Origin of the sequence: Intrasporangium sp. DVR (genome assembly GCF_040365325.1) — a bacterium.
Taxonomy (GTDB): Bacteria; Actinomycetota; Actinomycetes; order Actinomycetales; family Dermatophilaceae; genus Intrasporangium.
The window spans coordinates 198,180-219,918 of the sequence record NZ_BAABZW010000016.1 but is presented as its reverse complement, the minus strand read 5'-3'; the positions used below and the strand labels follow the sequence as shown (position 1 = coordinate 219,918).

21 protein-coding genes and 1 tRNA gene are annotated in these 21,739 nt (G+C 70.7%); 9 read left to right on the top strand and 13 right to left on the bottom strand.

Translation table 11 applies throughout. The features are described from left to right. Positions 1-53 precede the first annotated feature (53 nt). Positions 54-521, top strand: coding sequence for an SRPBCC family protein (locus tag ABWV20_RS13080; protein ID WP_353355694.1), 468 nt, complete (start codon positions 54-56; stop codon positions 519-521). Positions 522-528: 7 nt separating this feature from the next. On the opposite strand, the gene ABWV20_RS13075 is transcribed toward ABWV20_RS13080, so the two are convergent. Beyond that, on the bottom strand, positions 529-1,266 hold the full coding sequence (locus ABWV20_RS13075; protein ID WP_502901786.1) for an HAD family hydrolase: 738 nt from the start codon (positions 1,264-1,266) through the stop codon (positions 529-531). 3 nt (positions 1,267-1,269) lie between these two features. Further along, complete coding sequence (gene metH / locus ABWV20_RS13070) at positions 1,270-5,007, bottom strand: methionine synthase (protein ID WP_353355854.1); 3,738 nt, start codon at positions 5,005-5,007, stop codon at positions 1,270-1,272. A 263-nt stretch (positions 5,008-5,270) separates the two neighbouring features. Between metH and ABWV20_RS13065 the strand changes: the two genes are divergently transcribed. Continuing rightward, complete coding sequence (locus tag ABWV20_RS13065; protein WP_353355692.1) at positions 5,271-6,128, top strand: PAC2 family protein; 858 nt, start codon at positions 5,271-5,273, stop codon at positions 6,126-6,128. A gap of 96 nt (positions 6,129-6,224) precedes the next feature. On the opposite strand, the gene mshC is transcribed toward ABWV20_RS13065, so the two are convergent. From mshC to ABWV20_RS13045, 4 genes are read right to left on the bottom strand one after another with little or no spacing between them, the layout of a single operon-like run. Further along, on the bottom strand, positions 6,225-7,481 hold the full coding sequence (gene mshC / locus ABWV20_RS13060; protein ID WP_353355690.1) for a cysteine--1-D-myo-inosityl 2-amino-2-deoxy-alpha-D-glucopyranoside ligase: 1,257 nt from the start codon (positions 7,479-7,481) through the stop codon (positions 6,225-6,227). 43 nt (positions 7,482-7,524) lie between these two features. Next, positions 7,525-8,361, bottom strand: a complete 837-nt coding sequence (locus ABWV20_RS13055; protein WP_353355688.1) for an SCO1664 family protein — start codon at positions 8,359-8,361, stop codon at positions 7,525-7,527. Next, positions 8,345-8,914 (bottom strand): DUF3090 domain-containing protein, encoded by a 570-nt coding sequence (locus ABWV20_RS13050; protein ID WP_353355686.1) that lies wholly within the window; start codon positions 8,912-8,914, stop codon positions 8,345-8,347. Before ABWV20_RS13050 ends, ABWV20_RS13055 begins: the two co-directional genes overlap by 17 nt. Positions 8,915-8,924: 10 nt before the next feature. Further along, positions 8,925-9,692 (bottom strand): MSMEG_4193 family putative phosphomutase, encoded by a 768-nt coding sequence (locus ABWV20_RS13045; protein WP_353355684.1) that lies wholly within the window; start codon positions 9,690-9,692, stop codon positions 8,925-8,927. Positions 9,693-9,759: 67 nt separating this feature from the next. Here ABWV20_RS13045 and ABWV20_RS13040 point away from each other — a divergent pair, with 67 nt between their 5' ends. Then, positions 9,760-10,761, top strand: a complete 1,002-nt coding sequence (locus ABWV20_RS13040; protein ID WP_353355682.1) for a magnesium and cobalt transport protein CorA — start codon at positions 9,760-9,762, stop codon at positions 10,759-10,761. Between the two features lie 99 nt (positions 10,762-10,860). Here ABWV20_RS13040 and ABWV20_RS13035 read toward each other — a convergent pair whose 3' ends face one another. Together ABWV20_RS13035 and ABWV20_RS13030 are read right to left on the bottom strand one after the other, a co-directional pair. Then, positions 10,861-11,721 (bottom strand): undecaprenyl-diphosphate phosphatase, encoded by an 861-nt coding sequence (locus ABWV20_RS13035; protein WP_353355680.1) that lies wholly within the window; start codon positions 11,719-11,721, stop codon positions 10,861-10,863. 126 nt (positions 11,722-11,847) lie between these two features. Further along, on the bottom strand, positions 11,848-12,912 hold the full coding sequence (locus ABWV20_RS13030; RefSeq protein WP_353355678.1) for an LLM class F420-dependent oxidoreductase: 1,065 nt from the start codon (positions 12,910-12,912) through the stop codon (positions 11,848-11,850). Positions 12,913-12,998: 86 nt separating this feature from the next. On the opposite strand from ABWV20_RS13030, the gene ABWV20_RS13025 reads away from it, so the two are divergent. Then, positions 12,999-13,940 carry an aldo/keto reductase gene (locus ABWV20_RS13025; protein WP_353355676.1) on the top strand — a complete coding sequence of 314 codons (942 nt, stop codon included), beginning with the start codon at positions 12,999-13,001 and terminating at the stop codon, positions 13,938-13,940. A gap of 13 nt (positions 13,941-13,953) precedes the next feature. Here the strand turns inward: ABWV20_RS13025 and ABWV20_RS13020 are convergent, their stop codons facing one another. Next, on the bottom strand, positions 13,954-14,427 hold the full coding sequence (locus tag ABWV20_RS13020) for a hypothetical protein (protein ID WP_353355674.1): 474 nt from the start codon (positions 14,425-14,427) through the stop codon (positions 13,954-13,956). A 132-nt stretch (positions 14,428-14,559) separates the two neighbouring features. Beyond that, positions 14,560-15,354 carry an SCO4651 family lipoprotein gene (locus ABWV20_RS13015; protein WP_353355672.1) on the bottom strand — a complete coding sequence of 265 codons (795 nt, stop codon included), beginning with the start codon at positions 15,352-15,354 and terminating at the stop codon, positions 14,560-14,562. A 113-nt stretch (positions 15,355-15,467) separates the two neighbouring features. On the opposite strand from ABWV20_RS13015, the gene ABWV20_RS13010 reads away from it, so the two are divergent. After that, positions 15,468-15,674 carry a DUF5703 family protein gene (locus ABWV20_RS13010; protein WP_353355670.1) on the top strand — a complete coding sequence of 69 codons (207 nt, stop codon included), beginning with the start codon at positions 15,468-15,470 and terminating at the stop codon, positions 15,672-15,674. 11 nt (positions 15,675-15,685) lie between these two features. Here ABWV20_RS13010 and ABWV20_RS13005 read toward each other — a convergent pair whose 3' ends face one another. Continuing rightward, positions 15,686-17,059: a M20/M25/M40 family metallo-hydrolase gene (locus ABWV20_RS13005; RefSeq protein WP_353355668.1), complete on the bottom strand. Its 1,374-nt coding sequence runs from the start codon at positions 17,057-17,059 to the stop codon at positions 15,686-15,688. Positions 17,060-17,191: 132 nt separating this feature from the next. On the opposite strand from ABWV20_RS13005, the gene ABWV20_RS13000 reads away from it, so the two are divergent. Then, positions 17,192-17,278, top strand: a tRNA-Leu gene (locus ABWV20_RS13000). Positions 17,279-17,400: 122 nt separating this feature from the next. Here the strand turns inward: ABWV20_RS13000 and ABWV20_RS12995 are convergent. Together ABWV20_RS12995 and ABWV20_RS12990 are read right to left on the bottom strand one after the other, a co-directional pair. Then, entirely contained in the window at positions 17,401-18,270 is an 870-nt protein-coding gene (locus tag ABWV20_RS12995; RefSeq protein WP_353355666.1) for an NAD(P)H-hydrate dehydratase, read from the bottom strand. 61 nt (positions 18,271-18,331) lie between these two features. Continuing rightward, positions 18,332-19,105, bottom strand: a complete 774-nt coding sequence (locus ABWV20_RS12990; RefSeq protein WP_353355664.1) for a histidine phosphatase family protein — start codon at positions 19,103-19,105, stop codon at positions 18,332-18,334. Positions 19,106-19,253: 148 nt separating this feature from the next. Between ABWV20_RS12990 and ABWV20_RS12985 the strand changes: the two genes are divergently transcribed. From ABWV20_RS12985 to ABWV20_RS12975, 3 genes are read left to right on the top strand one after another with little or no spacing between them, the layout of a single operon-like run. Beyond that, positions 19,254-20,558, top strand: a complete 1,305-nt coding sequence (locus tag ABWV20_RS12985; protein ID WP_353355662.1) for an MFS transporter — start codon at positions 19,254-19,256, stop codon at positions 20,556-20,558. A gap of 29 nt (positions 20,559-20,587) precedes the next feature. Then, positions 20,588-21,355 (top strand): HipA family kinase, encoded by a 768-nt coding sequence (locus tag ABWV20_RS12980; protein WP_353355660.1) that lies wholly within the window; start codon positions 20,588-20,590, stop codon positions 21,353-21,355. Further along, positions 21,352-21,738 (top strand): DUF3037 domain-containing protein, encoded by a 387-nt coding sequence (locus ABWV20_RS12975; protein WP_353355658.1) that lies wholly within the window; start codon positions 21,352-21,354, stop codon positions 21,736-21,738. Before ABWV20_RS12980 ends, ABWV20_RS12975 begins: the two co-directional genes overlap by 4 nt. Position 21,739 lies beyond the last annotated feature (1 nt).

Sequence of the window (21,739 nt, the reverse complement as noted above, 5' to 3'; positions counted from 1 at the left end):
ACGTCGGCGACACACTCCCCCCTTCGCCCAGCCCGTCGCGAGACGTGCACCTCGTGCGTGCCGTTCGTGTCGCCGCACCGGCGGCAGTCGTGTTCGGCTGGTTGGCGCAGCTGCGCGCCGCGCCCTACAGCTACGACCTCGTCGACAACCTCGGCCGGAGCAGCCCCGACGCGATGACGCGGACCGAGCCGGTCGAGCTGGGGCAGACGTTCATGAAGATCTTCACGCTGACGGCCTTCGAGGCGGACCGGGGGCTCACCCTCGAGCTCACTGATGCGGGAGCCCGACGCGCATTCGGGCCGCTCACCGTCGTCTATCGCGCGGTGCCCCTTCCCCCCGAAGCGCCGGAGCAGACCGGACCGCCCGCGTGCATCCTGCGCTGCGACCTCTTCCTCCGCCGGCCTCGCACCGTCCTCGAACGCATGCGTCTGATCATTCTCGCCTGGGGCGACCTGGTCATGATGCGACGCCAGCTGCTCAACCTCCGGAGGCTGAGCGAACGAACCGCATCCGCGCGGTGACCGGCCGCTAACGGGCCGCTGACGAGGCGGTGGTGCCCAGCGCGGTCGCCCGCAGCTCGGCGGCTCGCAGCCCATCGAGCGTGGTCACCCGCACCGATCCCGCTACCGGTGGCACGGGGACGATGTGCGGGATCGCGATGGTGGGCACCCCCGCAGCGGTCGCCGATCGGACGCCCGTCGGGGAGTCCTCGAGTGCGACACACTCCGATGGGTCGGCGCCGACCAGCTGCGCTGCCCGGAGGTAGGGCTCAGGGTGTGGTTTGCCGTGTGTCACCTCGTCGCCCGTCACCAGGGCGGTGAACGATGCAGGCGGCAGGAGGTCGACAACCGTCTCGGCGAGGTTGCGCCACGACATCGTGACGAGGACGTTCGGAACACCCAGCCCGATGAGCTCGTGGAGCAGCTCACGAGCACCGGGGCGCCACGGGACCTGCGCGCGCACCTGCTCGATGACCCGGTCCAGCAGCGCGTTGACCACCTCGGGCACCGAGAGCGGTATCCCGGTGAGCTCGATGATCACCTGGGCGGAGACATCCAGAGCGTTCCCCACGAGGCGGTGGGCCAGCTCCTCGTTCCAATCACCACCGTGCGCAGCCACCAGCTCGTGCTCGGCCGCGATCCAGTAGGGCTCGGTGTCGACGAGCGTGCCGTCCATGTCCCAGAGGACGGCGGCAGGCAGCCCGGCTGACGGGGGGCGGACATCCCGCCCGGAGGTGACCCCGTCGAGCTGCGGATCCGTGGCCACGCCTCAGTCCTCGGGGTCGTAGGCAAGGTACGGGGACAGCCAGCGTTCGGCCTCGGTCAGCGTCCAGCCCTTGCGCGACGCGTAGTCGGTGACCTGGTCTCGCCCGAGCCGACCCACGACGAAGTACTGCGACTCCGGGTGCGAGAAGTACCACCCGGAGACCGAGGCACCGGGCCACATGGACATGCCCTCGGTGAGCTGGATCCCGGTGTGGGCCTCGACGTCGAGCAGCCGCCACAGCGTCTCCTTCTCCGTGTGCTCGGGACACGCGGGATATCCGGGCGCCGGCCGGATGCCTTGGTACTGCTCCTTGATGAGGGCGGCGTTGTCGAGGTGCTCGTCCGGTGCGTAACCCCAGAGCTCCTTGCGGACCTTCTCGTGCATCCGCTCGGCGAAGGCCTCTGCCAGCCGGTCCGCCACGGCCTCGAGCAGGATGGCGTTGTAGTCATCCAGGTCCGTGCGGAACTCGGCCACGCGCTCCTGGCTGCCCAACCCGGCTGTCACCGCGAAGCCGCCGATGTAGTCGCGCAGGCCCGCGGACCTGGGCGCGACGAAGTCGGCCAGGCTCCGGTTGGGGATCCCCCCGCGATGCTCACCCTGCTGGCGCAGGTGGTGGAGCACGGCGATCGGACTCTCGCGCTGCTCGTCCAGGTAGACCTCGATGTCGTCGCCGACCGAGTTCGCCGGGAACAGGCCCACGACGGCGTTGGCCGTCAACCAGTTCTCCTCGATGACGCGCTCGATCATGACCTGGGCGTCGTCGTAGAGCTTGCGAGCAGCCTGCCCGCTCGCGGGGTTGTTGAGGATGTCGGGGAAGGATCCCTTGAGCTCCCACGCGTTGAAGAACGGCTGCCAGTCGATGTAGCGCCGCAGCTCCTCGACCGGGTAGTGCTTGTACACCCGGACGTGCTGGGTGCTGCCCTGGTGCCAGACGACCGGCGAGACGTCCTTCTCCTGCTGCAGGAGCAGATGGGGGCGCGGCGGGTGGTAGCCCTCCCAGGAGATCGGCGTCGCCCGCGATCGAGCCTGCTCGAGGGTGAGGAGCGGCCGCTCGTGCTTCGTCGCGTGCCGGGTGCGGAGGGCGTCGTAGTCGGCCTTGACGTCGAGCATCAGCTGGGGTCGCTGATCGGCGCTGAGCAGCGCAGCGGCCGTCGGCACGGACCGTGAGGCGTCCTTGACCCAGACGACCGGTCCGTCGTACTTCGGGTCGACCTTGACGGCTGTGTGGGCCCGCGAGGTCGTGGCCCCGCCGATCAGCAGCGGGATGTCGAAGCCCTGGCGCTGCATCTCGCCGGCGAAGCCCACCATCTCGTCCAGGGACGGGGTGATCAGCCCGGACAGTCCGATGAGGTCGGCGTCGTGCTCCCGAGCCGCGTCGAGGATCTTCTGTGCGGGAACCATGACGCCGAGGTCGATGACCTCGTAGTTGTTGCACTGCAGGACCACCCCGACGATGTTCTTGCCGATGTCGTGGACGTCGCCCTTGACAGTCGCCATCACGATCGTGCCGTTGGTGTCCTTCTGCTTCGCGAGCGCAGGGTCCTTGGCCTTCTCCTCCTCGATGTAGGGGATCAGGTAGGCGACGGCCTTCTTCATGACCCGAGCGCTCTTGACGACCTGCGGGAGGAACATCTTGCCGGCACCGAAGAGGTCGCCGACGACGTTCATCCCGTCCATCAGGGGACCCTCGATCACCTCGATCGGCTGTCCCCCGGCCGCGGCGATCTCGGCCCGGAGCAGCTCGGTGTCGTCCTCGATGTGCGCGTCGAGGCCCTTGACGAGCGAGTGGGTGATCCGCTCCCGGACGGGCAGCGACCGCCACTCGTCCTCGGCGACCGACTCCTCACCCGGAGCGCGGTTGTAGCGTTCTGCGATCTCCAGCAGCCGCTCCGCCGCATCCGGCCGCCGGTTGAGGATGACGTCCTCGATCCGCTCCCGCAGCTCCTCGTCGATCTCGTCGTAGACGGCCAGCGCGCCCGCGTTGACGATGCCCATGTCGAGACCTGCGGCGATGGCGTGGTAGAGGAAGACGGCGTGGATGGCCTCGCGAACCGGATTGTTGCCGCGGAACGCGAAGGAGACGTTGGAGATGCCACCCGAGACCTTCGCTCCGGGCAGGTTCTTCTTGATCCAGCGGGTTGCCTCGATGAAGTCGCGCCCGTAGGAGGCGTGCTCCTCGATGCCGGTGGCGACGGCGAAGACGTTGGGGTCGAAGATGATGTCCTCGGCCGGGAAGCCGACCCGCTCGGTGAGGATCCGGTAGGCGCGAGCACAGATCTGGGTGCGCCGCTCGAGGGAGTCGGCCTGGCCCTCCTCGTCGAAGGCCATGACGACCGCGGCGGCGCCGTACTTGCGCACGAGGCGCGCATGCTCGATGAAGGCCTCCTCGCCCTCCTTGAGCGAGATGGAGTTGACGATCGGCTTTCCCTGGACGCACTTGAGGCCGGCCTCGATGACCTCCCACTTGGACGAGTCGATCATCAGGGGCACCCGGCTGATGTCGGGCTCGCTGGCGATCAGCTTGAGGAAGCGGTCCATCGCCTTGACGCCGTCGATCATCCCCTCGTCCATGTTGACGTCGATGACCTGGGCGCCGCTCTCGACCTGCTGGACCGCCACGGACAGAGCGGTGTCGTAGTCGCCGTCCTTGATCAGCGTGCGGAACCGCGCCGAGCCGGTGATGTTGGTCCGCTCCCCGACGTTGACGAAGAGGCTGTCCTCCCGGATCGCGAAGGGCTCCAGCCCGGACAGATGCATGGCGGAGTCCGCCGGGGTCACCTCGCGCTGCGGCTTCCCGTCGACCGCCTTGGCGATCGCGGCGATGTGCTCGGGGGTCGTGCCGCAGCAGCCCCCGACGAGGTTGACGAATCCGGCCGAGGCGAACTCACCGATCACCTCGGCCGTCTCGTCGGGAGCCTCGTCGTACTCGCCGAAGGCGTTGGGCAGACCGGCGTTCGGGTAGCACGACACGAAGCAGTCGGCGACTCGTGCCATCTCGCTGATGTAGGGACGCAGCTCCTTGGCCCCGAGCGCGCAGTTGAGCCCCACCGCAAGGGGGCGGACGTGCCGGACGGAGTTCCAGAAGGCCTCGGTGACCTGGCCCGACAGGGTGCGGCCGGACGCATCGGTGATGGTTCCGGACACCATGACCGGCCAGCGGCGGCCGTACTCCTCGAAGAGGTTCTCGACGGCGAAGATGGCCGCCTTGGCGTTGAGCGTGTCGAAGATCGTCTCGATGAGGAGCAGGTCGGCCCCGCCGTCCACGAGCCCTCGCGCCGCCTCCGAGTAGGCGGCGACCAAGGCGTCGAACGTCACGTTGCGGGCTCCGGGGTCGTTGACGTCCGGTGAGATCGAGGCCGTGCGCGTCGTCGGCCCGATGGCCCCGGCGACCCAGCGGGCACGGTCGGGGGTGCGGGTCGTCATGGCGTCCGCCTCGCGGCGGGCGAGGCGAGCGGCTTCGTGGTTCAGCTCGTAGGCCAGCTCGCTCATGCCGTAGTCGCCGAGGGAGACGGCGTTGGCGTTGAACGTGTTCGTCTCGATGATGTCCGCGCCGGCCTCGAGGTAGTCGCGGTGGATCTGGGCGATCATCTCGGGCTGGGTCAGGGTGAGCAGGTCGTTGTTGCCCTGCAGGTCGGAGGGCCAGTCGGCGAACCGCTCCCCGCGGTAGCCCGCCTCATCCGGGCGGTCGCGCTGGATCGCGGTGCCCATCGCGCCATCGAGCACCATGATGCGCTCGCGCATGATGGCAGCGAGGATCTCTGTGGCGTCGGCACGGTGCTGTCTGGGCTGGGTCACGGCTTCTCTCCGGGGTTGGCAGGATCTCCAAGTCTAGAGAGGTTGCGTCCGGACCCTCTCCTGTGGCCGGAGTGTGGTCGTCCGGGCCGTCCGGAAGGGCCGGAGGGGACCCACCTCGGCCGCCCACGTCACGGTTCCTGTGATGCGCCCCATCCCCGGCATAAGGTGAGAGGCGGGGGCACCTTCGCCCCGCGGTGAGAGGAGGCCACGTGCTGGAGTTCGAGGACGTCCCGGATCTCGTCGACCCTGTGCTCATCGCGGCTTTCGAGGGATGGAACGACGCCGGTGAGGCCGCGAGCGCGGTGGTCCGCCACCTGGCCGAGGCGTGGGACGCGGAGCTCGTCGCAGCGTTCGACCCCGAGGACTACTACGACTTCCAGGTCAACCGGCCGAGAGTGGCCCTCGAGGAGGGCAGGCGCGTGGTGTCATGGCCGACGACGCGGGTCCTCGTCGCGACGGAGACCGGCTTCGACCGGGACGTCGTGCTCATCCAGGGGATCGAGCCCTCGATGCGCTGGCGGGCCTTCTCGGTGGAGCTGCTCGATCTCGCCCAGCAGCTCGGGGTGTCGACGATCGTGACCATCGGTGCGCTGCTGGCCGACGTCCCCCACACCCGACCCATTCCGGTCACCGCGACAGCGGAGGACGAGGCGGCGATTCATCGGTTCGACGTGGAGGCCAGCCGCTACGAGGGCCCGACCGGCATCGTCGGGGTGCTGAGCACGACGGCGAGCGACGCAGGGGTGCCGACGGTGTCCGCGTGGGCGGCGGTGCCGCACTACGCAGGCGGGTCGCCGTCCCCGAAGGCGACGCTGAGTCTGCTCCGCCGGATCGAGTCCCTGCTCGGGGTGACCATCCCGCACGGCGAGCTCGAGGAGAGCGCCCGGGCGTGGGAGCGGGGCGTCGACGAGCTCGCGCAGTCCGACGAGGAGGTCGCAGAGTACGTCCAGTCGCTCGAGGAGGCCCAGGACACCGCCCAGCTGCCGGAGGCGTCGGGGGATGCCATCGCGCGTGAGTTCGAGCGCTACCTGCGCGGTCGCGACAACGACCAGGGCGGGCGGGCCTGACCACGGGAGCAGGAGCGCCTCCTCCTGGCGTGGGTCGGTCGTGCCGTGCGTCGGTCGGTGGTGCCGACGCGGAGGTCTCGAGCTTCCTCTCGCTGGTCAGAGCCGGACGCCCAGAAGCGCGTCGAGGGCGCGGGCCAGAACGCCAGGGGCACCGGGGTCGTCGCCGCCTCGCGTGAGGGACTCGGTGGCCCAACGGTCCACGGCGGCGAGGGCCCGCGGGCTGTCGAGGTCGTCGGCCAGCGCTGAGCGCACCTCCTCGACCGTCGCGTCGGCGCCGGGCCCGCCGTTGCCGGACACGGCTTCACGCCAGGTGGCGAGGCGCTGCTGGGCAGCCGTGAGGTCGCCGTCGTGCCACATCCAGTCGCTTGCGTGGTGCCTGGCCAGGAGTGCGAGCCGGATCGCCATGGGGTCGACGCCGTCGCGGCGCAGCTGCGAGACGAAGACGAGGTTGCCTCTGCTCTTGCTCATCTTCTCGCCGTCGAGGCCCACCATGCCCTGATGGACGTAGGCCCGCGCGAACGTCGCGGTGCCGCTGAAGGCGCGGGCGTGCGCGGCGCTCATCTCGTGGTGGGGGAAGATGAGGTCCGTCCCGCCGCCCTGGACGTCGATGGGGAGGCCGAGGCGGGAGCAGGCGATGCACGCGCACTCGATGTGCCAGCCCGGACGGCCCGGCCCGAGCTGACCACCGTCCCACTCCGGCTCTCCCTCGCGGTGCGCACGCCACAGGAGCGGGTCGAGCCGGTTGCGCTTGCCCTCTCGCTCGGGGTCACCTCCCCGCTCGGCGAAGACATCGAGCATGCCGAGCTCGTCGAGCTGGCTGACCGAGCCGAACTTCGGGTCCCGGCTGACGTCGAAGTACACGTCGTGCGCACCGTTCCGGGATGCATCCGCGGCAGGCACCTGGTAGGCGTCGCCCGACGCGAGCAGCTGCTCGATGGGTGCGATGAACGTCGGGATGCTCTCGACGGCGCCGAGGTACTCGTCCGGTGGGAGGACGGCCAAGGCTGTCATGTCCTCACGGAAGAGGCCGATCTCCCGGGTGGCCAGCTCCTCCCACCCGATACCGTCGCGCTCTGCGCGCTCGAGCAGAGGATCGTCGATGTCGGTGATGTTCTGCACGTATCGGACGGGCACGCCGCTGTCGCGCAGTGCCCGGACCAGCAGGTCGAAGGTGACGTAGGTGGCTGCGTGGCCGAGGTGGGTCGCGTCGTAGGGGGTGATCCCGCACACGTACACCGAGGCAGATCCGCTCACAGCGGCCGGAACGAGCTCGCCGGAGACCGTGTCCCTCACTCGGACCTCAGGTGATCGACCTGGGACCTGCGGGACGAACGGTGCGGGCCAACTCTTCACGCGCAGACTCTATCCGGCGACGGGCGCCCTCCTGCGCCCCCTCTCAGAGCGGGGGCCAGGGGACGGCCGGCCAGCCGGGGCTCGGCCGGGGGTGTCGCCGGAGCCGCAGCAGGCGGGCCACCCGCTCGCGAAGGGCGAGGACATCGGTGTGGGGCAGCAGCGTCTCGAGGGCCTCTGCCAAGCCGACAGCCGGGTCGTCCAGGGCGTCGCGCAGCCGCTCGAGGCGGCCGAGGTCAGCATCGGTCAAGGGATCGCCGGACCAGCCCCAGAGGACCGTCCGGAGCTTCGGGGTGGCGTGGAACGTGACGCCGTGGTCGATGGCCCAGAGCCGGCCGGCCGCGTCCCGGAGGCAGTGGGACCCCTTGCGGTCGGAGTTGTTGATGACTGCGTCCAGCACGGCCAGGGCTCGCACGTCGTCGGTGGCGGCGTGGACCACCGTGACGGGCTCGCCGGTCGAGGTCTCCGCGGAGAAGGTCGGCAGCCATCCCGGCGGCACCGAGCCGGCGGGCGCGAGGTCCACGACCTGGTCGTCCGGAAGGGGTGTGAAGGGATCGCCGACCCACCGCTGCACCGATCCGGCGCCGAGCGGCCCGTCGCGCAGGACCGTGGCGGGGACGAGGTGCCAGCCCCCCGCCTCGGAGACGAGATGAGCGGCGACCTCGCGCCCGGCGAGCGTGCCCTCCGGGAAGTCCCACAGCGGCTGCTCGCCACGAACCGGTTTGTAGATGGCGTAGGCGTCGTCCGCAGCGAGCAGGCGAACGAGCACCGCGACGTTGGAGGAGGCTGCGAGCCGACCGACGACCTCCAGGTCGCCGAGCAGTGCGGCGTCACGTGGCGTGCCCCCGACCTCCGGGAACCCTCCCTCAGCGACGGTAGCCATTGGCCCGCGGGCAGATGTGCCCCGTCGGGTCGAGGGGGCCGCCGCAGAAGGGGCACGGGGGTCGCCCGGCCCGGACGATCGTCAGCGTGCGCCGGGCAAACGCTCGGGCCTGCACCGGGTCGAGCGACACCCGCAAGGAGTTGCGCGCGAACGGCGAACCCTCGAGCTCGTCCGGGTCGCCCGCCGGGTCGGCAGCACCTTCCGGCAGCTCGTCGGGGTCGTGGTCGTGGCACTCGATGACGAGCCGCTGGTGCTCCTCGTCCCACGCCAGGGAGAGGGTCTGGACGCGCCAGTCCTCCTCGAACGGGGTCTCCAGGGGGTCCGTGTCCTCGGCGGCGCCACCCGGCTGGCCCGGCTCGATCGCCGCCGCCGGCGCAAGCTGGTCGAGGACGTCGTTGATGCGGTCGGCGAGGATCGAGACCTGCTGCTTCTCGACCGCGACGGTGACGACGCGCCGACCATCCGTGGCCTGCAGGTAGAAGGTCCGGTTGCCGGCAGGCCCGACCGTGCCCGCGACGAAGCGCGTGACGGGGTCGAAGTCCTGGAAGGTCATGCCGTCGACCCTATCCGACCTCGCGAGCCTCACCTGAGGCGTCGTCGCCACCGACACCGGCGGCCGAGGGGGCCCCGGCGCCGCCCCCGATCTCGGCATCACCGTCACGCCCCGGCGCGGTCGTGGGCCGCAGCGGGCTCAGGTCCCCGCCGACATCGTTGAGCCGGAGCAGGAAGGGCCGGCGCGAGGTGTAGCGCACCACACTGACGGACCCGGGGTCGACGACGAAGCGCTGGAAGTCATCGAGGTGAGCGCCCGCGGCATGCGCCAGCACGGCCTTGATGACGTCACCGTGGGACACGGCCACCCAGACCGCCTCCGGGCCATGGCGCTCGAGCACGTGCGCATCCGTCTCACGCACCGCCCGCAGAGCCCGGTCCTGGACGTCTGCGATCGACTCGGACGAATAGGCCTCGGACGGAGGGAACCGCGCCTCACTCGGCCGGTCCTGGACGACCTCCCACAGCGGCTCCGAGACGAGGTCGCGGATCGACCGTCCGGTCCACGCCCCGTAGTGGCACTCCCCCAGGCCCGGATGAACGGACCGGGGCAGCGAGTCGAGCTCACGGGCGATGAGGTCGGCGGTCTGCAGACAGCGGTCGAGCGGCGACGAGACCAGCTCGACGACCTGGAGACCCGCGGCCGCGATCGAGGCCCCAACCCGGCTCGCCTGGGCCTCCCCCGTCTCGTCGAGGAAGACACCAGGGGCCCACCCCGCGAGCAGGCCCGCGGTGTTGGCGCTCGATCGGCCGTGGCGCACGAAGAGGACGGTGGGCACCCGGCCAGCGTAGACGCGCCGTCGCAACCCAGCGGCATACGCCTCCTGGCTGTGGTGAAGTAGGGCTGTGATCGTGGACCAGGCCATCTACCGGCGCGGGGAGCGCGTCGAGTGCGGTGACCTCAGCGACGAGCTGGGGCGCCTGCGTGCCGGCGCGGAGGGTTTTCTCTGGATCGGGTTGAAGGACCCGACCGACGACGAGTTCGCCCTCGTCAACAGCGAGCTCGGGCTCCACCCGCTGGCCGTCGAGGACGCCGTCAAGGGCAACCAGCGCGCCAAGATCGAGCAGTACGAGGGATCGGTGTTCGTGGTCCTCAAGACGCTGCGCTACATCGACGAGACGAGCGACATCGAGACCGGCGAGGTCATGCTGTTCATCGGCGACCGCTTCGTCGTCACGGTGCGACGTGGCGAGGGCAATCCCCTCCGGGACGTGCGACAACGTCTCGAGCTCGAGCCGGACCGGCTCGAGCACGGTCCGCTGGCCGTCCTCCACGCGGTGATGGACTCGGTCGTCGACAACTACGTCTACGTCGACCGGGAGCTCAATGTCGACCTCGACGACATCGAGGCCCAGGTCCTCGCCGAGGACGGGGCCGGTGACGCGAACGCCATCTACCGGCTCAAGCGCGAGGTCCTCGAGTTCAAGCGAGCGAGCTGGCCGCTCGCGGACGCACTGGGGATGTACATGGACCGCGGAGGTGGCCGCGAGCTCCACGTCGATGTGCGGCACCTGTTCCGGGACGTCGCCGACCACCTGCGCCATGTCAACGACCACATCGAGGCCTACGACCGGCTGCTGACCGACATCCTCTCGGCCCACCTCGCCAGCGTCTCCGTGCAGCAGAACTCCGACATGCGCAAGATCTCTGCCTGGGTCGCCATCGCCGCGATCCCCACCATGGTCGCCGGTGTCTACGGGATGAACTTCGCGGTCATGCCCGAGCTCGTTGCGAGTGTCAATGTCGGCGGGACCGAGTACTACTACGGCTACTTCGTCGTTCTCGCCCTCACCGGTGCAGCGTGCGTGTTCCTCTGGACGAGGTTCAAGCGCTCCGGCTGGCTCTGAGTCGACTCTTAGTCGGCTCTGAGTCGGCTCTGAGTCGGCGCTGGCAAGGTCGGGATCCCGCGCGGGCCGGGCAGCCAGGGGGCTCGCCAGGAGCTCCTCCTAGGTGGCCGAGATCCAGCTGGCCATCAGGGCGACGGCGAGGAGGAGGCCGAGGCCGACCCGGTACCAGACGAAGGACAGCAGGCTGTTGGACGCGACGAATCGCAGCAGCCAGGCGATCGACGCGTACGCGACGACGAAGGCCACGACGAGACCGACCGCCATCGGGCCGAGTCCGAGCGCACCCAGCGCCGACCGCTGCTCGACCGCCTGGAAGATGCCGGCCGCGGTGAGAGCCGGGATCGCCAGGAAGAAGCTGAGCCTGGTGGCGGTGACCCGGTCGATCCCGCGGACCAGCCCGGCTGAGATCGTCGCACCCGAACGGGAGACCCCGGGGATCAGGGAGAAGCACTGGACCAGACCGATGACCAAGCCGTCCATCGGCGTGACGGAGTGCTCGCCCCGGACGGCGTCCCTCCGCTCGTAGGTGGTGTGCACCCGCTCGGCCACGACCATGACGGCGCTCCAGAGCACCAGGGCCGCCGCGACGACCCAGAGGCTGCGCAGGCCGCCCTCGATGAGGTCGCGCCCGACGAACCCCACGAGACCGACGGGCAGCGACCCGATGACCACCGCCCAGGCGAGCCCGTAGTCGGGGTCCCGACGGCCTTCTGCTGACGACAGCCCCCGGAACCAGGCGCGCGCGAACCGGACGATGTCGGCGAAGAAGTAGATCAGGGTCGCCGCGATGGCGCCCAGCTGGATCACTGCGGTGTAGGCAGTGACCGCTGGGTCGTCGACCTCGAGCCCGAGCAGCTTCTCGGTGATGGTGAGGTGGCCCGTCGACGAGACGGGGAGGTACTCGGTCAGGCCCTCCACGACGCCGAGGATGACTGCGTCGAGGTAGCTCAGGTCAGCCACGATTCACGAAACCTTCTGGGTGGACGGACGCCGGAGTGCCCGCCGGGCCAGCATCAGCTCGCCGCTGGGCACAGTGGTGCAGCCTAGCCCGACCCGACCGGCCCAACGACCCGGCTGGTCGAGACGTCATCCCTCGCGGACTCCGTGGAGCTGCGCCACGACGGCCAACGTCGCCGTGGCCTGGTCACGGGTCATCCTCCCACCGGTCGCCACCGCCAACGTCGTGACGCCGGCTTCCTCGTAACGCCGGAGCCGCTGCGCCACCCGCTGCGGGGACCCGAGGAGGGCGGTCTCGTCGATGAACTCGATCGGCACGGCGGCCGCTGCCTCTCGATGCTGCCCGGCGAGGTAGAGGTCCTGGATCCGCGCGGCCTCCTCCTCGAAGCCCATCCTGCAGGCGAGCCGGTTGTAGAAGTTCTGCTCACGGGAGCCCATGCCGCCGATGTAGAGGGCGCAGTAGTCGCGGAGGTGGTCAGCGGCGGCTCGGACGTCCTCGACGAGGACGACAGGCGTGGAGGACACGACGTCGAACCCAGCCATCGGGTCCGTCGGCGTTCCTCGGCCCGCTGCGCGACGTGCCTCGGCTATGGTGCGGATCTCCTCGCGGGCGTGCGCTGGGCTCAGGAAGATCGCCAGCCACCCATCGGCGATCTCCCCGGTCAGGGCAAGGTTCCTCGGGCCCACGGCCGCGAGGTAGACGGGGACCTCGCTGCGGAGTGGGCGGGAGCCGAGCTTGAGCGCCTTGCCCGGTCCGTCCGGCAGGGGCAGCTCGTAGTGCGGACCGGGATGGGTGACCCGCTCCCGTCGCAGCACGGCACGGACGATGTCGACGTAGTCGCGCGTGCGACCCAGCGGGCTGGTGAACCGGACGCCGTGCCAGCCCTCGCTGACCTGTGGGCCCGAGACGCCGAGGCCGAGCCGGAAACGGCCGCCTGACATCGTGTCGATCGTCGCCGCCGTCATCCCCGTCATCGCGGGCGTCCGGGCGGGTATCTGCATCACCGCCGAGCCGAGGTGGATCCGCTCCGTGAGCGCCCCGATCCAGGCCAGCATCGAGGGCGCATCCGAGCCGTAGGCCTCGGCGACCCAGAGGCTGTCGTAGCCGAGGCGGTCCGCCTCCTTGGCGATGGCCACCATGTCGTGGGCAGCCGTGGCGCGGTCCCAGTACCCGAGGTTGACTCCCAGTCGCATGGGGGGAGGCTAGCGGCTTGCCGGTCCCCGGACACCGGCGTGCCGACGCGGCGGCCCGGTCCTCCGAGCGACTACCGTGCTGCTCCATGCACAGACGTGTCGGCTCCTCCGGCCTTCGGGTGGCCCCCCTCGCCCTGGGGACGATGACGTGGGGCAACTCGGTCGACCGGCACGAGGCCACCGACCACGTCCGCGCCTTCCTGGACGCCGGCTGCCAGCTCGTCGACACGGCCTACGGCTACGGGGGTGGCGACGCCGAGAGGTGCCTCGGCGACATGCTCGACCACGTCGTCCCGAGGGATGACCTCGTCATCTGCACCAAGGCCGGCATCCATCGGGTCGGTGACGAACGCCGGGTCGACGTCTCCCGCAGGGCCCTGATGCAGCAGCTCGACAGCTCACTGCAGCGCCTCCGAACCGACCATGTCGACGTGTGGCTCGCCCACACCTGGTCCGACGAGGTGCCGCTGTCCGAGACACTGTCCGCCCTCGAGTGGGCGCTCACCACCGGTCGCGCCCGTTACGTGGGCGTCTCCAACTACTCCGGGTGGCAGGCTGCGCGGGCGCTCAGCCTCCTCGAAGCAGCACGAATTCCATTGGTGCTGAACGAGATCCAGTATTCCTTGCTGGAGCGCGAGGCCGAGAGCGACGTCCTCCCAGCTGCTGAGTCCCTCGGCTTCGGTGTCCTCGCCTGGTCACCTCTCGGTCGGGGCGTCCTCACCGGCAAGTACCGCTCAGGCGTGCCCGCGGGGTCGCGGGCGACGTCGCCGGACTTCCCCGCGTTCGCCGAGCGGTTCCTCGACGAGCACAGCATGCGCGTCGCCGAGGCCGTCGTCATGGCGGCCAAAGGACTGGGCGTCACGCCGACCGAGGTCGCGCTCGCCTGGGTGCGGGACCGTCCGGGCGTCACCGCGCCCATCGTCGGCGCCCGCACCGGGGCACAGCTGCGGTCCGCACTGGCCAGTCTCGAGCTGACCCTGCCACCGGAGATCGTCGAGGCGCTCGACGACGTGTCGGGCGAGCGATGAGGCCGCGAGCGAGCTAGGCGCCGTCGCCCGACGCCCCACCCCGACCGCCGGCCTGGTCGCCGGGCAGCCCCTCGTCCACTTCGTCCTCGTCGTCGAGGTCGTCCTCGTCGTCGTACTCGAGGTCGTCGTCCTCGTCGTCGTCCTCGTCGTCGTCCTCGTCGTCCTCGTCGTCGTCGAGGTCCTCCTCGTCCTCGTCCTCGTCGTCGCCGTCGTCGTCGTACTCATCGGGATCGAGCCCGACGTAGACCCCGTCGGAGTCCTCCTCGTCCTCGTGACCGTCGAAGTCGTCACCGTAGACGGCGAGCGGCGTGGCCACCTCGGTGGCGTCGAACAGCGCCTCGTCGTAGTCGTCGAATGCCTCGGCGAGGTCCTGCGCCGCCGCGGCGACGAGCGGGTGGTCGGGGTCCTTGGTCGACCCGGCCGCCTCGTAGTGACGTTCGAGCGCTGTGATGAGCCGCTCGAGGGCGGCGCGGGGCTCCACGGTCATGACTCGACCGTAGTCGACCTGCGAGTGCGATGACACCGAAAGACCCCACCAAATGGACCACCCTGACCAGCGACGGCTCGCGAACGTCGAGAACGTTCGCGAGCCGTTGACCGGCTGCTCGACGTGAGCTCGTCAGGAGTTGGGGACCTCGACGACGTCGGCCGCCTTGGGAGCCGAGATCTCCACGGGCTCACCGTAGTTGCTCATCTTCATCTGGGCGTCGATGCCTGCGACGGAGTAGATGACCTGTCGGATGCGATCCTCGTCGTCGAGCCACATGTCGTACGTGATGGTGTCGGGGAGCGACGCTGCGTCGTCGGGGAGGGTGTCGCCGAGCGCCTTCGTGTCCATGGTGACCTCGTACTGCTGCAGGCTCTCCCCGTCGACGGTCTGGGGGCCGACGAACGTGACGTCGGTGATGGCCTGCTCGTAGGACTCGGCGAGCTTGGAGGGGTCCGCCTGCTGGAGCGACTTCTCGAACTCCTTGGCCATCTCTCCCGTGACTGCGACCTTGGCCCACTTCTTCGCGTCCACGCCTGGCACGCCCTTGAGGTAGAGGACGCTGTCGAGCAGGATCATGTCCAGGCTCATGGCTGCGCCCATGTCGATGGACATCTGCATCGCCGGGCTCTTACCGTCCATCTTCGTGTCACCGGCCATGGTGATCGTCTGGCCCTGCGCCTCCATCACCATCTCGACGTGCGCGGTGGTCATCTGGGTGCTGCCGGCCTTCAGGGCCGCGATGAACGAGTCCTTGTCAGCGTGACCCTGAGCGGCCGGAGTCGTCGTGGTCGTCGGCGCGGCCGACGTGCTGCCTGCCGTCGCGGTGGCGCTCGGAGCGGGCGATTCCGTCGACCCGCACGCCGTGAGCAGCGCCGCGGGCAGGACGATGGCGGCCGCCGTGAACCGGCGGGTCCTTTTCAGCATGGTCCCCTCCTGGGACTTGAGTGCCCGTGGGACGGGCTTCCCCCGATCCCCCTGGACCGGACCGTGCGACGGTACCTCACGGCTCCCGGCCGTGTGGTCGCCGTGATGTCACAATGTCGGCGATGAGCGATCCTGACCTCCGCTACGAGTACCGCGTCCTGACCTTCGACCGGCACACGCCGAAGGCTGCTCGACGACAGGCGGTGCGGGAGCACGCGGAGTACGGCCGGTGGGAGCTCGCGCGGTCGGTCCGTTACGAGGGCGGGGTCCACCGCGTCTGGCTGCGTCGGAAGGTGATGCGCGTCGAGCGGACCGCCTGAGCGGGACTCTCTCAGCAGGTGCGCAGGAAGTCGCCGAGCACACGTGCCCCGAAGCGGAGCGAGTCGACCGGGACGCGCTCGTCGATCCCGTGGAACATCGGCGCGAAGTCCAGGTCGGCCGGCAGTCGCAGCGGCGCGAAGCCGTAACCCGTGATCCCGAGCGTCGCCAGGGCCTTGTTGTCGGTGCCACCCGAGAGGCAGTAGGGCAGCACGGTGGCGCCGGGGTCGGCGCGAAGCAGCGACTGCTTCATCGCCTCCACGAGGTCGCCCTCCCACGGCGCCTCGAGGGCGATGTCCCGGTGGACCACCTCGACCTCGACGTGCTCACCTGCGAGCTCGCGGATCGTGGTGAGCAGCGACTCCTCGTGACCCGGGAGGTAGCGGCAGTCGACGGCAGCGGATGCTGACTGCGGGATGACGTTGTGCTTGTACCCGCCGTCGAGCATCGTCACGTTGGCCGTGTCCTGGAGCGTGGCGCGCACGAAACCCTGCGCGCCGCGGAGGGAACCGAGGAGCGGGTCGAGCCCAGCGGCATACGGCTGCTGGGTCAGCGCACTCATGCCGTCGAGGAGCTGCTTGACCGAGGCGATGTACTCGCGGGGCCACTCGTGGGTGGCGATGCGCCCGATGGCGGCGGCGAGCCGGACGATGGCGTTCTCCTCGTTGGGCACCGACCCGTGCCCTGCGCGGCCGTGGGCGTGCAGGCGCAGCCAGAGGATGCCCTTCTCCGCGGTCTGGAGCAGGTAGGCCCGCCGCTCACCGTCGGGTGTGGGCACGGTGACGCTGTAGCCGCCGACCTCGCTGATCGCCTCGTTCACGCCCTCGAACCACTGTGGGTGACGTTCGACGAGCCAGTGGCTGCCGTGGACTCCTCCGGCCTCCTCGTCGGCGAAGAAGACGAACGTCGTCGTCCTCGCGGGCCGGGTGCCGGTCCGGGCGAACTCGCGCAGGTTGGCCAGGATCATCGCGTCCATGTCCTTCATGTCCACGGCGCCGCGGCCCCAGATGCAGCCGTCGCGCTCCTCGGCGGCGAACGGGTCGACCTGCCAGTCGGCCGCGGTGGCCGGCACGACGTCGAGGTGCCCGTGCACGGCGAGCCCCGGTCGGGACGGGTCCGATCCCTCGAGACGGAGCACCACCGTCGCGCGTCCGGGCCGGCTCTCGAGGAGGTCTGCCTCGAGGCCGACCTCGGCGAGCTCGGCCATGACGTACTCGGCTGCCGCCCGCTCCCCCGGACCGCTGCCGTCACCGTAGTTCGACGAGTCGATCCGGATCAGCTCCCGGCAGATCCGGGTGACCTCCTCCTCCGCGGTCGGCTCAGCGGTCCGGTCAGCCGGGTCGGTCGGGGCCGTCAGGGACGTGTCCTTCGCAGGGTGGGACGTCATGGCGTCAGCGTATGCCGCTGGGCCCGCTGGGTGCCCACGGGCGGTTTGGTCTTTTGGCGGGGGGCCGTGCTACCGTTTCACCTCGCCGCAAGGGATCCCCTCGGGAACGTCGGGCCCCTTGGACATCACCTTGTCGGGGTGGCGGAATGGCAGACGCGCTAGCTTGAGGTGCTAGTGCCCTTAACGGGCGTGGGGGTTCAAGTCCCCCCCTCGACACCAGTCAGGCCCCGGGTCTCTGCACGCAGAGACCCGGGGCCTTCTGCATGCCACGGACCATGCCATCGACCGTGCCCTCGACGTGCCATCGACCACACGGGCGAGGGAGCCGGCGGGGCACCTGCTCAGACCTCGATCTCGGCGAGGGCCGCAGGCAGCTCGCGGACCAGTTCGCGCGCGAGGAAGCCGACGCGCCCGACGGCCGCGGTGAGACGCTCGCCCGCTCGCCCGTGGAGGAAGGCGCCCCAGACGGCCGCCTGTGCCGGGCCGGCTCCTCGAGCGAGCAGGCCGGCGATGGCACCGGCCTTGGCGTCCCCGGATCCCGAGGCGGCCATCCCCGGCGCTCCCGACTCGTTGCGCCAGACCGTCCCGTCCGGGGTCGCCACGAAGGAGGTGGCGGCACCGCCGAGCACGACGGCTCCGGTCTCGACGGCGAGCCGGGCCGCCATGGCACGCAGATCCTCGTCGGAGGGATCGTCGATCTGCTCACCCAGCGTCTCGGCAAGCTCCCTGGCATTGGGGGTGAGCAGCGCTCGGCCGGCGAGGTGTCGGACCCCGTCCCGGTGCTCGGTGAGGTAGGCCATGCCGAGGGCATCGACGAGCACGGCAGTGTCAAGGCGGGGGACGACCCGCTCCAGCAGGGCCGTGGCCGCCCCGGGCGCCATGATGCCCGGTCCGAGCAGGACGGCGTCGGCTGACGCAGCGAGCTCGAGGACGCGATCGGCGGCCTCGGGGGCGATGTCACCGTCGGCCTCCTCGGGCAGGCCCTCGACGAAGGCCTCCGGCACGGCGGTCGACACCAGTGGGGCCGTGCTTCGCACGGTGGCCATCTGCAGCGTTCCGGCGCCCACCCGGAGCGCCGCCTCCGCGGCGAGCAGCACGGCGCCGGGCGTCTGCGCGCCGCCGCCGACGATGAGGATCCGCCCCTTCTGGTGCTTGTCCCCACCGGGGTCCGGGAGCGGCCAGTCCCGCAGCACTCCGGGCGTGATCGTCACCTCGGCCCGGGGCCTCGCAGCCCTCGGTCCGGGGCGTGGTCCGTCACCGGCTGACCGTCCCTCAGGCATCGATCCCGCCCCGATCCGTGTGGGGCCGCTCGTGGGTCTCGGAGACCTCCCGCGCCTGAAGATGGTCGGTGGCGGCGAACTCGGCGAGCTGCAGGGTGCCGCCCTGGCCGCGATAGGTCGTGAGGGAGCAGTTCGCGAGTGGGATCTCCCGGTCGATCTCCAGGAGCTTGGTCTCGTCCAGTCCCTCGATGACGAGCCGGAAGCTCATGATCACCGCCTGGTGGGTGAAGACCCAGACGCGCTTGCCCACGTAGTCCTGCCGGATGTCCGACAGGACGCTCCGGATCCGCAGCGCGACGTCGGTCCAGCTCTCTCCACCCGGGGGTCGGTAGTAGAGCTTGCCCATGGTGCTCCGCCGCTTCGCCTCGTCGGGGAACGCCTCGCGGATCCCCAGGCCCGTCATCCCGTCGAACGCGCCGAGGTCCCGCTCCCGGAGACGTTCGTCTCGCTGCACCGTGACCGCGTCGAGCCCGGCAAGGGCGATCTCGGCCGTCATCTCGGCCCGCGCGTAGGGCGAGGTCAGCACGATGTCGGGGTGGCGGTCCGCGTCCAGGCCCGTCACGTACGCACCCAGCGCAGCGGCCTGCTCCTCGCCCACGTCGGACAGCGGGGTGTCGGCATCGCGGGTCGTCAGCTCCAGCCGGCTCAGGCGCTGCCGCCGGGCCGCCTCGTCGGCGACGTTCCCCACGCTCTGCGCGTGCCGCACGAGGACGAGCTCGGACGGCGCGGTCCCGCGCCCGGCGGCGATCGACTCGGACGAGCTCACGTGGCCTCCCTCGGGGTGGGCATCTGCGGACCGGGCCGGACACCCGGGACGGTCTCTCCTGAGCCCTACCCGCGCGCCGCCCGACGCAACGGACGAGCAGTCTCTCGGCCCTTGGCCCAGCTGAGGGGGGCACCCCTACGCTGACGGCGTGACGTTCCTGCGAGCTCTGGTCATGTTGCTGGGGCTCCCCGGGTTCCGGCGCCTCTTCCTGGCCAGGATCACCTCGCAGGGCAGCGATGGTGTGTTCCAGGTGGCGCTCGCCAGCCATGTGCTCTTCAACCCTGAACAGAACGCCGACCCCACCACGATTGCGGCCGCCTTCGCCGTCGTCCTGCTGCCCTACAGCGTCCTTGGCCCGTTCGCCGGCACCGTGCTCGACCGCTGGCCACGTCGTCGGGTCCTCGTGGCGGGTCAGTTCGTCCGGGCCGGGGTCATGGCCGGGGTCGGCGGACTCATCCTGCTCGGTTCGCTCGGCCTCGGCTTCTTCCTGGTCGTCCTGCTCGTCTTCTCGGTCAACCGGTTCGTCCTGGCGGGATTCTCGACGGGCCTGCCCCACGTCGTCGCGCGCGAGCACCTCGTCAGCGGCAACGCGGTCGCTCCGACCTCCGGCTCGGTCGCGTACTTCCTCGGAGGTGTCGCGGGCGGCGTGGTCAGCGCGCTGGCCAGCGACGCCGTGGTCGTCCTCGTGGCTGCGGGCGGGGTGCTCTCGGCCGCCTGGGCTGCGGCGCGGTTGCCGTTCATCGGTCCGGACATCCCGCGCGCCGCTCTACCGGCGACGGACGTCCTCCGACAGGTCGGCCGGGACCTGAGCGACGCGGCGCGCACGCTGCCCCGGCGGGCGAGGCTGCTGCTCGGCCTCGTCTTCCTCTCGCGGCTGCCCCTCGGCTACGTCCTGCTCCAGACCCTGCTGCTGTTTCGCGGCCCGTTCGCCGGCCCGGACCCGGAGCGGGGGGGCGACGTGCTCGGGTTCGGCCTCGCCGCCGCGGCTGCAGCAAGCGGCTTCGGCATGGCCGCCGTCGTCACGCCCTGGCTGGCCACCCGCTGGCGCCCGGTCCCGTTCGCGACCCGAGCGCTCGGGATCTCCGCGATCACCACGCTCGCGCTGGCACCGTGGCTCAACCCGTGGGTCGTCTCGGCCCTGAACCTCGTCGTCGGCTTCGCCGCCCAGACGGTCAAGATCAGCATCGACAGCCTGCTGCAGGCGCATGTGCCGGACGCGCTCCTCGGCCGCACCTTTGCCCTGCATGACATGATGTACAACTCGGGCCTCGTCGCCGCGGCCGCCCTCGCCGCGTGGACCCTGCCGCCGGGCGGTGCGACCACGTGGTCCTTCGTCGCCGTCGCCGTCGTCCTCGGCGCCCTCGCGGCGGGGCTGCCGTCGGCCTGGCAACGCGCCTCCCGCGCCGACGAGCGCGCCCCCCAGGTGGACGGCGGCCAGTCCGGCGGGGCCTGAGCCGCGGCCCCGGCCACTAGGCTGTCCGCGTGCTGCCACACGTCACGGCGACTCGATACGTCACCCCTCTCAAGGAGGGCGGCTCCCTACCCGGGATCGTCGAGGCGAGCGACGAGGGCACGTACGTCATGAAGTTCCGGGGCGCCGGGCAGGGGCTCAAGGTGCTCGTGGCGGAGGTCGTCGTCGCCGCCCTGGCCCGGGCCGTCCTCGTGCCCGTCCCGGACCTGGCCGTCATCTCGCTCGACGAGCGGATCGCCAAGTACGAGGCGGACGAGGAGGTCCAGGACCTGCTCACTGCGTCCGTCGGCACCAATCTCGGGGTCGACTTCCTTCCCGGCTCCCTCGGCTACGACGGGTCCCAACCACCACCAGCCGACCTCGCGGAGCGCATCATCTGGCTCGATGCCCTCACTGCCAACGTCGACCGCACGTGGTCGAACCCCAACCTGCTCGTGTGGCACGGACGGACGTACGCCATCGACCACGGCGCAGCGCTCTACTTCCACCACTCGTGGCCGAGCCGGGCTCCGTCGCCGGACCGGTTCGCCGCGCAGGCGTTCGACTCCTCCAAGCATGTCCTGCGCGACGTCGCGGGTGACGTCGCCGCGCGCCACGACGAGCTCCGTGAGCTCATCACCGATGACCGGGTCGGTGCTGCGCTGGACGAGGTGCCCGACGAGTGGCTCGAGCCCACGGACGACCTGCCCGACGTCACCGCGGTGCGCGCGGCCTACCGGACGCTTCTGGGAGCCCGCCTCGACAGCCTGGCGTGGGTGCCCGGGCGGGCCGCCGCGTGAAGGCCTACCAGTACGTCGTGCTGCGCCTCGTCCCCCGCGTGGACCGCGAGGAGTTCATCAACGTGGGTGTCGTCCTCTACTGCCAGGACGCCGACTTCCTGGACGCGGCCTGGGAGCTGGACGATGCCCGGGTGGCCGCGTTCGCGCCGATGTGTGATGCCGCCGGCGTCCGCGGGATGCTCGAGCGGATCCGGGCGCTGTGCCGCGGCGAGACGGGACGGGGCCTGCCGACCCTGGACAAGCCGGGCCAGCGGTTCGGCTGGATCATCGCCCCACGGTCCACGGTGGTCCAACCGGGGCCGGTCCACGGCGGGCTGACGGAGCACCCGGCGGCCGAGCTCGCCCACCTCATCGACCGGCTCGTGCGCATGGACCACGCCTGAC